The sequence below is a fragment of the Gordonia sp. SGD-V-85 genome (assembly GCF_001456905.1).
Classification (GTDB): Bacteria; Actinomycetota; Actinomycetes; order Mycobacteriales; family Mycobacteriaceae; genus Gordonia; species Gordonia hongkongensis.
Window position 1 is genome coordinate 37,184 of sequence record NZ_LNQO01000002.1, and the last position, 12,837, is coordinate 50,020.

8 protein-coding genes are annotated in these 12,837 nt (G+C 68.6%); 3 read left to right on the forward strand and 5 right to left on the reverse strand.

Features of this window, described 5'->3' with window-relative positions:
* Positions 1–130: 130 nt before the first annotated feature.
* The 3 genes from AS181_RS02250 to AS181_RS02260 form a co-directional block, all read right to left on the reverse strand.
* Complete coding sequence (locus AS181_RS02250; protein WP_058250282.1) at positions 131–1,300, reverse strand: trans-sulfuration enzyme family protein; 1,170 nt, start codon at positions 1,298–1,300, stop codon at positions 131–133.
* A gap of 8 nt (positions 1,301–1,308) precedes the next feature.
* Positions 1,309–2,610 (reverse strand): OpgC domain-containing protein, encoded by a 1,302-nt coding sequence (gene opgC / locus AS181_RS02255; protein ID WP_058250006.1) that lies wholly within the window; start codon positions 2,608–2,610, stop codon positions 1,309–1,311.
* A 69-nt stretch (positions 2,611–2,679) separates the two neighbouring features.
* Positions 2,680–4,467, reverse strand: a complete 1,788-nt coding sequence (locus tag AS181_RS02260) for an AMP-dependent synthetase/ligase (protein ID WP_058250007.1) — start codon at positions 4,465–4,467, stop codon at positions 2,680–2,682.
* A 236-nt stretch (positions 4,468–4,703) separates the two neighbouring features.
* Between AS181_RS02260 and AS181_RS02265 the strand changes: the two genes are divergently transcribed.
* The 3 genes from AS181_RS02265 (at position 4,704) to AS181_RS02275 (ending at position 11,296) form a co-directional block, all read left to right on the forward strand.
* Positions 4,704–6,476, forward strand: coding sequence for a DEAD/DEAH box helicase (locus AS181_RS02265; RefSeq protein ID WP_058250008.1), 1,773 nt, complete (start codon positions 4,704–4,706; stop codon positions 6,474–6,476).
* Between the two features lie 200 nt (positions 6,477–6,676).
* A complete protein-coding gene (locus AS181_RS02270; protein ID WP_058250009.1) occupies positions 6,677–7,009 on the forward strand; it encodes a rhodanese-like domain-containing protein in 333 nt (110 codons plus the stop codon).
* Positions 7,010–7,114: 105 nt separating this feature from the next.
* Positions 7,115–11,296, forward strand: coding sequence for an AAA domain-containing protein (locus AS181_RS02275; RefSeq protein ID WP_058250010.1), 4,182 nt, complete (start codon positions 7,115–7,117; stop codon positions 11,294–11,296).
* Positions 11,297–11,308: 12 nt separating this feature from the next.
* On the opposite strand, the gene AS181_RS02280 is transcribed toward AS181_RS02275, so the two are convergent.
* Together AS181_RS02280 and AS181_RS02285 are read right to left on the reverse strand one after the other, a co-directional pair.
* The gene (locus tag AS181_RS02280; protein WP_058250011.1) at positions 11,309–12,118 is read right to left on the reverse strand and encodes an SIR2 family NAD-dependent protein deacylase; all 810 of its coding nucleotides are present in this window, start codon (positions 12,116–12,118) and stop codon (positions 11,309–11,311) included.
* Complete coding sequence (locus AS181_RS02285) at positions 12,115–12,540, reverse strand: HIT family protein (RefSeq protein WP_058250012.1); 426 nt, start codon at positions 12,538–12,540, stop codon at positions 12,115–12,117. Before AS181_RS02285 ends, AS181_RS02280 begins: the two co-directional genes overlap by 4 nt.
* Positions 12,541–12,837 lie beyond the last annotated feature (297 nt).

The following is a 12,837-nucleotide window of genomic DNA, read 5'->3' on the forward strand; positions in this document are numbered from 1 at the left end:
GGGGGAAGTGGTTTCGACACGGCTCCTCGCTTCGCTCGGTGCCGGCTCAACCAGCGGGGGTGGGCTCTCGGCTTCGCTCGGTGCCGGCTCAACCAGCGGGGGTGGGCTCTCGGCTTCGCTCGGTGCCGGCTCAACCAGCGGGGGTGGCCGGGAAGGTCGCGTCGAGCGCCGCGGCGAGATCCGCGATGAGATCGTCGGCGTCTTCCAGCCCGACGGAGAACCGCAGATGTCCCCACTCGCGGAACGGTTCGGGGTAGGCCGCGACCCGTGGGCCGTCGGTGCCGACATGGACGATGAGTGACTCGTCGTGTCCCAACGACACCGCCGAGGTGATCGTCGTCAGCGCCGCGACGAATCGGTTCTGGGTGGCCGGATCGCCGCGCACCGCGAACGCGATCATGGCCCCGAAGCCGCGGCCGCCGAACTGTCGTGCCGCGAGGTCGTGTTCGGGATGCGACGCCAGACCCGGGTACCGCACGTAGGTGATGCGCGGGTCGTCGTCGAGGAAGGCCGCGACCCGCTCGGCATTGCGTTGATGCTGGGCGAACCGGAGCGGCAGGGTGATCGCGCCGCGGGCGATCAGCCATGCGTTGAACGGCGAGATGACGCCGCCGACGTCGACCATCGCCTGTTCCCGGATCTGCGACATGAGCTCCGACCGGCCGAGCACGGCACCGCCCATGGCGTCGCCGTGCCCGTTGATGTACTTGGTCAGCGAATGGACGACGAGGTCCGCGCCGTCGGCGAGCGGACGGTACAGAGTGGGCGGCGTGAAGGTGGCGTCGACGAGCAGCAGGGCGTCGGCGTCGGCGGCGATCTGCGCCAGCGCGCCGATGTCGGCGACCTTCGTCGTCGGATTGGCGATCGTCTCGGCGATCAGCATGCGGGTGCTGGGGCGCAGGGCGGCCCGGGTGGCGTCGAGATCGCCGACATCGACGAAGGTCGCCTCGATCCCGTACTTGGTCGGCAGCAGTTCCGACCAGAGCTTCCAGGTGGCCTCGTAGGTGGTGTCGGACACCACCACGTGGTCCCCGGCGGACAGGAACGTGAAGAACACCGCGTGCAGCGCGGCCACGCCCGAGGCCAGGACGACGGCGTCGTCGGCCTCTTCCAGTGCGGCCAGCTTGTCCTGCAGCGCAACCTGATTGGCGCCGGTGTTGCGTGTGTAGAACAGTTGCTCGGTGCCCGACCAGCTCATCGCCTCGGGTTCGGGCGGGAGGTGATACGAGTTCGCCATCGTGATGGGCGTCCGCACCGACGGGCCCGACGAATCGTTTCCGGCGTGCACGCTGCGTGTCATCTCACCCGTCACGGATGAACTCCCATCGGCTCGGTCGCACGTGTCCCGGCCGGCGCTGTTCCGGCCCGGACTGGCCCGTCTCGTTCTGGCCCGTCTTCGGCTGTCCCGGTCCGGTCGACGCCGGGCAGGTCGTCGACGACCGGTCGGGGTTCCCGGGTGACGTCCGAGCTCTCCGGGGTGGGGACGCCGGGCTCGGGGCCGGGGACGATGTCGGGTCGATGCGGACGCACGAGCCGGACCATCCGCAGCGGTAGTTTGTGCAGTTTGTCGACGTGAGCGAAGTACCGGAACTCGGCCCACCCCCAGCAGGCGGCGAACACCAGGAGCGCGACGGCGTCCATCGTGACGGTGTTCCAGGGGCGGTGTGCGATGTGGATCGGCACCACGACGAGGGCGATCGCCTGGATGACGTAGGAGTCGAGACTGCGGGTACCGGTCATGACGAGTGGGCGCAGCCAGTTGTGATGCCACCACCTGAGCAACAGTCGGAAGATCCCGTAGACGGCCGGAATGGCCAGATAGGCGCCGATCGCGCGGGCCGGGCGGAAGTCGAGTTTGTCGGCGACCGCCGGTTCGAGATGGGCCCACGGCCCGTAGTCGATGCCGAAGTGAAAGAACAGTGCCACCGCGAGCGCGACGGCGACGATCGCGATGATCCAGCGGTCGACGAACTCCGTCACACGCCACTGCGACCAGTTCCAGCCGATCACCAGTGCCGGGACGAACATGATCTGCCAGCCGGCGACGTTCTGGATGTGCGGTGCCGCCTGGTAGGCGCTCAGATAGAACCAGTCGGGGGAGTGGACCAGCGAGATCAGGTACAGGGCGATCGAACCGGCGAGCACCCAGCGCCACCAGCCCTGACGCAGGAGGGGGAACAGCCCGAAGGCGGAGATGAGCAAGACCATGTACAGCAGCAGGATGTTGCCCCCGCTGGGCAGGTAATCCATGGTCAGCGCCAGGCGCAGGCCGTCACCCCACCCGTCGACCGGCAGCAGGAGTGTCAGCCATCGGTGACCGGCCAGGGCGGCCGCGACCGCGACGAGGGCGATCGCCAGCTGGCACAGATAGAGGACGACGATCCGCTTGGCAAGACGCTTGTATGCGAAAGCCAGCCCATGGCGAGCGACCCATCGTTGATAGACCAGACCCAGCACGACGCCCGAGAGCATCACGAACGCGGACATGCCGTCGACGTACGGGAAGGCGTGGGTCGGGGTGGCCAGCACGGACTCATGCGCGAAGTGCGCGGTGATCATGCTCCAGATGGCCACCCCGCGGGTGGCATCGATGGCCAGGTCTCGTTTCATTGACTTGCACGATAGACAGCGCCGCGGCCCGGGGGCATCCCGGGCCGCGGCGAGTCGTGAGAGATCCGCTCAGGTGTAGAGGTCGGCGATCGCTTCCTTGTGCGCGTCGTGGATGACATTGCGCTTGAGCTTCATGGTCGGGGTGAGCTCACCGGTGTCGATGGTGAAATCGGTGTCCAGGATCGAGAACTTCTTGATCGCCTCGGCGTTGGAGACCGTGGTGTTCGCCTCCTTGACCGCGGCGTCGATCTCGGCCTTGAGATCGGCGTTCTCGACCAGGTCCGAGATCGGGGTGTCGGCGGGCAGGCCATGACGGTCCAACCAACCGGGCACGGCCTCGGGGTCGATCGTGATCAGCGCGGCGATGAACGGCTTGTTGTCGCCGACGACGAGGCATTGGCTCACCATCGGGTGCGCCCGGATGGTGTCCTCGAGCTGCGCCGGGGAGACGTTCTTGCCGCCCGCGGTGACGATCAGTTCCTTTTTGCGGCCGGTGATGAAGAGGTAGCCGTCGTCGAGGGTGCCGATGTCACCGGTGTGGAACCACCCGTCGCGGATCGCGTCGTCGGTGGCGGACTGGTTCTTCCAGTACCCACCGAACACGACCGGCCCCTTGAGCAGGACCTCGCCGTCGTCGGCGATGGCGACGGTGACGCCGGGGATCGGGCGTCCGACCGAACCGACCTTCTGGTTCTCCTCGTTGTTGGCCGTCACCGCGGCCGTGGTCTCCGACAATCCGTAGCCCTCGTACACCGGGATGCCGACGCCGCGGAAGAAGTGGCCGAGGCGCGCACCGAGCGGAGCGCCACCGGAGATCGCTCCCTCGCACTGGCCGCCGAGGGCGTCGCGCAGCTTTCCGTACACGAGCTTGTCGAAGACGGCGTGCCGGAGCTTCAGGCCGAGGCCGACCTTGCCGGCTTCCGTCGCCTTGCTGTATTCGATCGCCGTGTCGGTGGCCTTGTCGAAGATCGACCCCTTGCCGCCGTCGTAGGCCTTCTGCTTGGCCGAGTTGTACACCTTCTCGAACACGCGCGGCACCGACAGCACGTAGTTCGGCTTGAACACGCCCAGGTCCGCGACGAGGTTCGTCAGGTCGTTGGTGTGGCCGAGGATCACGCCGTTCTCGACGCAGCCGACGGCGACGACGCGGGCGAAGATGTGCGCCAGCGGCAGGAAGAGCAGCGTCGACTTGCCCTCCCGCATACCGGCGCCGACCGCGTCGCGGGTCGCGGCCGTCTCGGCGAGGAAATTCGCGTGCGTCAGGACGACGCCCTTCGGCCGTCCGGTGGTGCCCGAGGTGTAGATCAGCGTGGCGGCATCCGACGACAACGCATTCGCCTGACGCTGGTCGAGGTCCGCGTCGGCGGTCTTCGCGCCGCGCTTGGTGACCGTGGGGAGCGCGTGGTCGTCGATGACCAGGGTCTCCTTGAGGGTGGGCGTCTCGTCGATGACCCGGAGATGGCGGGTGTAGTGCTCATGGTTCTCGACGAACAGCAGCTTGGCGCCGGAGTCCTCGAGAATCCACTGGACCTGGTCGGGGGCGGACGTCTCGTAGATCGCGACGGTGCACGCCCCGGCGCGCCAGATCGCGTAGTCCAGCACGGTCCACTCGTAGCGCGTCGACGACAGGATCGCGACGCGGTCACCGGCCTGCACACCCGAGGCGATCAGACCCTTCGCGACCGCGTCCACCTCGTCGGTGAAGTGCTTGGCGGTGACGTTGACCCACTGGTTGTGCGAGCGCTTGCGGAAGAGCGGCATCGTGGGGCGCTCCGCGCGGTAGCGCAGGATCGTGTCGACGGTCGTCGCCTTGTCGTCGATCGTCAGATCGGACGGGGTGGCGTACTGCTGCTGCATGGCACTCCTGAGACGGGAGAACAAATGGACATTCCGGACACCGGTGTGCGTGTGACCGGGACCGATGGCCGGATGAGTGGCACTGACAGTACCAGTATTCGTTAGATGCATCACACCGGTGACCGAACGTGGCTCGTGCCCTGCTCAGGGGGCTGGTGCGACCCCGCCCGGGCGTGATGCCGACTTTCTGGTGGACGGCCATTACAGTTGAGGGCGATGAATGAGACTTCCGCCGCATGAGTACCTCGAATCACGGCGAGCACGACGCCCCCGCCGACCCGCAGGTCGGCTCGTTCGACGACCTCGAGATCGACCCGCGGGTACGCGCGGCCATCACCGACGTCGGCTATGAAACCCCGTCGCCCATCCAGGCGGCGACCATCCCGCCGCTCATGGACGGACGCGATGTCGTCGGCCTCGCGCAGACCGGTACCGGCAAGACCGCCGCGTTCGCCATCCCGATCCTGTCCCGCCTCGACACCTCCGCGCGTACCCCGCAGGCGCTGATCCTCGCGCCGACGCGAGAGCTGGCACTGCAGGTCTCCGAGGCCTTCGGCAAGTATTCGGCGCACATGCCCGAGGTGAAGGTGCTGCCGATCTACGGCGGGCAGTCCTACGGCGTCCAACTCGCGGGTCTGCGTCGCGGCGCGCAGGTCATCGTCGGCACACCCGGTCGGGTCATCGACCACCTCGATCGCAAGACCCTCGACATCTCCGGTCTGGAGTTCCTGGTCCTCGACGAAGCCGACGAGATGCTGACGATGGGCTTCGCCGAGGACGTCGAGCGCATCCTCGCCGAGACCCCGGACACCAAGCAGGTCGCGCTGTTCTCGGCGACCATGCCCAGTGCCATCCGGCGCCTCGCGCAGAAGTACCTGAACTCGCCGCAGGAGATCACGGTCAAGTCCAAGACCGCGACCGCGCAGAACATCACGCAGCGCTATCTCCAGGTTTCCCACCAGCGCAAGCTGGACGCGCTGACACGCTTCCTCGAGGTCGAGACCTTCGACGCGATGATCGTGTTCGTCCGCACCAAGCAGGCGACCGAAGAACTCGCCGAGAAGCTGCGCTCTCGCGGGTTCTCCGCGGTCGCCATCAACGGCGACCTCGCGCAGGCGCAGCGGGAACGGACCATCAACCAGCTGAAGAACGGCTCGATCGACATCCTCGTCGCGACCGATGTCGCGGCCCGCGGGCTCGACGTCGACCGCATCTCGCATGTCGTGAACTACGACATCCCGCACGACACCGAGTCCTACGTGCACCGCATCGGCCGTACCGGGCGCGCCGGCCGCTCGGGAAACGCGCTGCTGTTCGTCTCGCCGCGCGAACGCCACCTGCTGCGTGCGATCGAGCGCGCCACGCGGCAGACGCTGACCGAGATCGGCCTGCCCAGCGTGGACGATGTCAACGCACAGCGGGTCGCGAAGTTCGCCGACTCGATCACCCAGAACCTGTCGTCGGACAACCTGGATCTGTTCCGCGGGCTGATCGAGAACTATGCGCGGGACAACGACGTCGCGATGGCCGACATCGCGGCCGCGCTGGCGCTCGAGACACGTGACGGCGGTTTCCTGATGACCCCGGACCCGCCGCAGTCGGAGAAGCGCTCCGAGCGTGAGCGTGCTCCGCGGCGCCCGGGCGCGAGCTTCGCGACGTACCGCATCGCCGTCGGCCGCAAGCACAAGGTGTCGCCCGGTGCGATCGTCGGTGCCATCGCCAACGAGGGCGGCCTGACCCGTGCCGACTTCGGCAACATCAGCATCCGCGACGACTTCAGCCTCGTCGAGCTTCCCGATGATCTCGACAACGAGACCCTCTCGTCGCTGCGGCACACGAAGATCGGGAAGAACCCGATCGACATCCGCAAGGACATGGGCGCACCGCGCACGCGCGGGGGCGCAAAGCGCGGGGCGGGCGGGCACGGCGGCGGTCGGGACGGTCGTCGTGGCGACAACTGGGGTAAGCGTCCGTCCCCGCGTGTCGCGGGGCGCGGCCGCCATTCCTGACCCCGACGGTTCCGCTGCGGATCGCCTACCAGAAGGAGCGCATGACTGCGCCCTTCTGAGAGCTGTGTGAGAAAACTTGTCAATTCGAGATCGTTCCGTAACCTGGTCGACGGGGGTCATTACGCCACGGCCGTCACCCGATGGCCGTCGCGAACGCATGAACACGGACAAATTCGAGCAACAGGATTGGTGAGTCACCGGTGTCAGTGGTGAATTCGATTTCGGCAGTCGAGGCAATGAATCACAGCCGCGAGGGGAACGCGGTCGTCGTCGACGCGCGTCCCCAGGTGGTTCGGCATCAGGGGAGTCTGCCCGGTGCCCTCGTGGTCGACCCGACCGAGGTGCCGAAGCGGTTCACCCCGACTCCGTCGGGCACCTTCCCGGTGATCCGCGACCGCGACACCGAGATCGCCGTGGTGTCGGTCCGTTCAGAGGCCCCGCGGATCGCCGAACAGATCGCCGAGTGCGGATACACCAACGTGCGCTATGTCGACGGCGGATACCGCGCGCTGCGTTCGAGCTCCGTCGGCTGACCGGCTCGGTGTCGGGAATCCGGCCGACCCGCGCGGAGGCACGGAGTTCCTCTGACCAGCGTCTTGTAGCGTAGGAGTCGCCGGCGACGAGAGGAACACATCGGTATGCAGGATGACACGCGCGAGACGTTGCGCGATCAGGTCACCCGGCTGATGACGTTTCTGGCCGATCTCGTCCGGTCTCGCTCCGGAGACGTCCACGACATCTCCGACCACCCCGGCCATGTCTGGGTCGGTCCGTCCACCGCCGTCGCCGTCCGGTCGAACGCGGTGCCGGGCCAGGTGGTGGTCGAGGTCGGTCCGGACGACCCCGACGCCGCTCGGGCCTGCGCGGTCCATGCCGAATTCGCCGCGTTGGTCGACGCGCTCGGCGCGGAGCCCGAAGAACTCGAACTCGTCATCGCGTCCGCACTGGTCACGGTGCGGGACGCGACAGACGCTGACGCCGACCCATTGGTCCGCGAACATCTCCTCAGTCAGGTTCTGGTCGCCGACCGCGACGCGGACGACACGATCCGGTTCTCGCTCGGGGCGGGCTCGTCTCCCGCAGTTCGCGATACCCATCTGCTCGCTGCTCTCGACGGTCTCGATCTCGCGGGCGCGGTCGGGATCCGCGGCAAGCTGTCGGCGCAGACCTCGGTGCTGTCGCCGAAGACCTCCGAGCTGATGGCCGAGTGGCGCGAGGCGATCGAAGTCGACGCCGAGCGTGTGTCGTTGACGGTCGAGAGCCGGCCCGCGGTGGTCCTCCGCCGTCGCGGGGTGGGGAGTTCCCCCGCGTTCTACGACGCCATCATCGACGACCTGCGGGACGAGGAGTCGGAGGTACCGGTCGCACTGACCCAGCTCGTCCGCCCGATCGAGGCGCCCGACCGACTCGCCGCCCTCCGCGCCCCCGGCGTCCTCGATCCAGCGGACCTGGTCGCCGATGCGCTGTTCCCGCTGCCGTCCAATGCCGAACAGCGCGATGTGCTCGCCCGGCTCGGGTCCGACACCGGTGTGGTGGTCGAGGGTCCGCCCGGAACCGGCAAGACCCACACCATCGCCAACGTGACCTCGGCCTTGCTGGCGAAAGGACAGCGCGTCCTGGTCGTCAGCGAGAAAGCCCATGCGCTCCACGTGCTCCGGGACATGCTGCCGCCCGCTCTGCGGGCGCTCACGGTGTCGATCGCCGACGTGTCCCAGGACAGTTCCGAGGGCATCGTCGATGCGGTGACCGAGCTCGCCGAACGCAAGGCGTCGTTCACGCCCGGGGTCGCCGACGCGGAGATCGCCGACCTGGCCGCGCGCCGCGATCACGCTCTGCGACAACGGGATCAGCTGCTCCGCGAACTCTGGGACCTCCGTGCGGAAGAGACCGAGGTCCACGAATGGGTCGCGGGGGACTATCGGGGATCCCCGGCGGAGATCGTCCGCCGGGTGCGGGCAGACGCCGCCGCGTTCGACTGGCTGCCCGGGCCGGTCCACGGCGCGGTGCCCCCGCTGGACTCGGCCGAGTTCGTCCGGCTGGCAGACCTGCTCGCGAGCACCGGTGGCTCCGGATCGCGTCTCGCGCAACGGTTCGTCGACCTCGACCACCACCTGCCCGAGCCGGCGGAGATGGACTCCATCTGCACCCGGATCGCCGCGCGGCCCCGCGAGCCGATGGCCGGCGCCGGGACGCTGCTGTCGGTGCTCGACGGGGTCGACAGTGACCGATTGGTCCGGATCAAGGACATCTGCGACGAACTCGCCGTCGCCTCCGGCGAGGTGGCGTCGTACCCGGAGCCGATCGTCGACATGGCGGACCGGCTGCTCGCCGGACGCGCCGCGCACCTCTGGTCGCGGGTGACGACGCTGTCACCGGTCATCGCCGAGGCCGCTCGTCGGGACCGTGACCTGGGCGCGCATGCGGTCGTCGTCGACGGGGCGCGGCCCGGCGACGCCGCGTTGTTCGACGCCGCCGCCGACTTCCTGCGAGACGGCGGTCAGTGGCGGGGACGGTTGCGGCGTTCGCCCGAGCAGCGCGCGGTCGAGGAGTCGCCGGTGCGGGCCACCGTGGACGGTCGGCCTCCTCGCGACGAGGCCTCGTTGCGCCGGGTCGCCGATCACCTCACCGTCATCGACGCGGTACATCAGGTGCATCGCATCCTGGCGGACCTGCACGTCCCGGTGGACGCGTCGGGGTCGCGGTCGGCGCAGCTCGACCACCTCGTCCGCCTGGACAACCAACTGGCGTGGATCTCGAGGCTGCTCACCGGCCGGGAGCATCTCGTCCGTGAACTCGAGGCGATCAGCCCCGGCGGCCCGAGACCACGCACCGTCGCCGAGGCAGCCGAGGTGGCTGATCAGGCGCGATCGGTGGCGGCCGCCAACGGCGCGGTCCTCGCCGAACAGGAACTCGCCGACCGCGTGTACGGCCTGACGACCGAACTCGAACAGGGGCCGTCGCCGGAGGGTGACGCGCTGCTCTCGGCACTCGCCACGGCCGACCCGGTCGCGATCCGAGACGCGCGGCGCGCGTTCGCGGCCGCCGCAGCCGAGGCCGACGAGCAGAATGCCCTGGAGCTTCTCGGGCTCCGATTGCGCAGCCGGGCACCCGAACTCGCGAAGACGATGTGGTCGAGCGCGCAGGACCCGATCTGGACCGAACGCGCCCGGGACATGGGCGCGGCGTGGGCGTGGCGGTTCGCCCACACCTGGGCGGAGGAACGCAGCGATCCGTTCGCCGAGGACCGGCTGCAGTCCGACCTCGATGCCGTCGAGGTCGACATCGCGGCCCTCACCACCCGGCTGGCCTCTGCGCGCGCCGTCCGCGAGGTGCTGGCGCGCACCACGGCCGGCGAGTTGCAGGCCGTCCAGTCCTACCGCGACCACATGATCAACCTGGGCAAGGGATCGGGCAAGCACGCCAATCGTTTCCGACGCGCGGCGCGCGAGGCCATGGCCGAGGCGCGCAACGCCGTGCCCGCCTGGATCATGTCGATCAGCCAGGTGGCCGAGACCCTCCCACCGCGCCGCAACTCCTTCGACGTCGTCATCGTCGACGAGGCGTCCCAGGCCGACATCACCAGCGCGTTCCTTCTCTGGCTGGCCCCGCGCGTGATCGTCGTCGGTGACGACAAGCAGTGCGCGCCCGTCGGTCTCAGCGGCACCAGCCTCGATTCCGCGTTCGCCGAACTCGATGCCGCGCTGCCCGACCTCCCGACATACCTGCGCGACGGGTTGACGCCGCGGTCCAGCCTGTTCTCGTTGTTGCGCAGCCGTTTCGGCAACGTCGTGGGACTGCGGGAACACTTCCGGTCCATGCCCGAGATCATCGAGTTCTCGTCGCGCCAATTCTACGGGTCCGCGCCGCTGATCCCGGTGCGCCAGTACGGTTCCGACCGGCTCGAACCATTGCGGACGGTCGCGGTCGACGGAACGGCCACCGGGACCGGCAACGGCATCAGCAACGAGGCCGAGGCGGCCGCCATCGTCGATGCCCTCCGGGGGTGTCTGGCCGACCCGGCATACGACGATCTGGACTTCGGTGTGATCGCGTTGCAGGGCGTCAAGCAGGTGGAGACGATCGAGAAGGCGCTACGCGCCGCGATCGACATCGAGACCTGGCGCTCGCGTCGTATCCGCGTCGGCTCACCCCCGGATTTCCAGGGAGACGAGCGGCACGTGGTCTTCCTGTCGATGGTCGTCTCGGACGCCGGTGCGATCTCCGCGCTGACCCGCGCGGAGTCCCAACGCCGGGTCAACGTGGCGGCCACCCGGGCCATGGACCAGTTGTGGCTGTTCCAGTCGATCGGACTCGACGAGTTGCGCCCCAACGACCTTCGTGCCTCGCTGCTGTCCTACGTGTCCGCCAACGAGGGTCCGTCGATCGGGGCCATGCCGTCCGACGTGCCCGATGATCGCCGCGTGAGCCCGTTCGACAACCTCCTCGAACAGCGCGTGTTCAACCGTCTCGCGGCGCTCGGCTATCACGTGACCCCGAAGGTCACGGTCAACAACCGGATCGTCGACCTGGTCGTGTTGGGGGCCGATGCGCGCATGGCCGTCGAGTGTGATGCCGACGAGTTCGCCGGGACCGGGCAGCAGGCTCGGTCGGATCTGGAACGCGAGCGTGAATTGCGCCGTTGCGGTTGGGAATTCGTCCGCGTGCGCGAGTCGGAGTTCGAACTCGATCCCGACCGCGTGCTCGACCATGTCGCCGCCGTGCTCGACGAGCGCGGATGCAAGCCGGGGTCGCTCGTCGCGGTTCAGACGACGGATGATGTCGGGAGATGGCAGCCGATCGATCTCACCGCGGGGGAGTGACGCCGCACCACGTCAGCCGAGTGACGCGAGCAACGCCGGCAGACCGACCGCGGCGGGCATCCGCAGACTGTGGGTCACGATGTCGGACAGCGCGGACGGCGACGGGTTGAACTCGATGACCGGGATGCCCGCGCGCACCGCGCGTTCGGGTAGCGCGGCTGCCGGGTAGACGATCCCGCTGGTGCCCACGACGAGCACCACCTCGGCCGCACGGAACGCCTGATCCGCTCGCTGCCAGTCCGATCCGGGCAGTGCTTCGCCGAACCACACGATGCCGGGCCGCACCTTCCCGCCGCAGCGCGGACACGTGGGCGGGTCGACGCGCGGGTCGTCCGGCGCGGTACCGGTGTCGCCGGGATCGGGGAATGCGCCCGGGCCGTCGTACGGGGTCCCACAGACCGAACACCGGGGGGCGAACAGGCTGCCGTGCAGGTGGCTGACGACATCGCTGCCGGCCCTCTCGTGGAGATCGTCGACATTCTGCGTCACGATCATGACGGTGCGGCTCGTGGCGAGTTCGGCGAGCGCGCGGTGGCCCGCATTGGGCTGCGCGGCAAGCACTTCGCGGGCGCGCCAGCGGTACCACCCCCAGACCAGTGCGGGGTCGCGCGCCCACGCTTCCGGGGTGGCGAGTTCGGCGGGATCGAACTTCTCCCACAAACCGGTCTGGGCGTCCCGGAAGGTGGCGATGCCGCTCTCGGCCGACATACCCGCGCCGCTGAACACCGTGATCCACTCCGCGCGGCGCACGAGGTCGGCCACCCCGTCCGGAATCCGGGTCCCGGCCCCGGTGTCCGGGTCGGGCTCGCCGGCGAAGGTCATCCGACGGACTCGATCCCGGCGCGCACCGCAGCGGCGGTCTCGTCGGGGTCGGGGTCGCGGCGGACGAGGAAGCCCTTGGCGAAACTCAGCTTGTCCCCGTCGTGTCTGGGGACGACGTGCAGGTGGGTGTGGAAGACGGTCTGGAAGGCCGCGCGGCCGTCGTTCAGTGCCAGGTTGACCCCGTCGGCGGACACCGGTCCGGTCTTCATCGCGGTGGCGACTCGTTGGCCGGCGCGGAAGAGAGCGGCGCCGAGGGTCGGGTCGAGGTCGCCGAGCCCGGAGGAGTGGACCCGGGGCACGAGGAGGGTGTGCCCGCGGGTCACGGGCCGGATGTCGAGGAACCCGAGGACGTCGTCGTCGGAGTAGACGATGCGACCCGGGGAGGTGCCCGCGATGATGGCGCAGAAGATGCAACTGCTCATGCGGCCGACTCTAGTGGGGTGTCTCGATGGCACTCGGCCTGCGGCACGGCTGGACCGCGACGCGCAATGGTGCCCCACATCACATAACGGTTTGATAACGGTTGACCGAGCGAGAGTTCGGGCGCACGCGTACCCCTGGGTATGTTGCCTGGCCTGGCGGTTTTCCGACGCTTCCCATGGCGGTTGACACGGTGCCGAAAGTTACCCGCGCGGTTACTGGTCGGTATACCGACCGGTCACCGACAAACATGAGGGTTCCCTCACTTTCGTGTGTCATCATTGGTGTCACGTTCACGC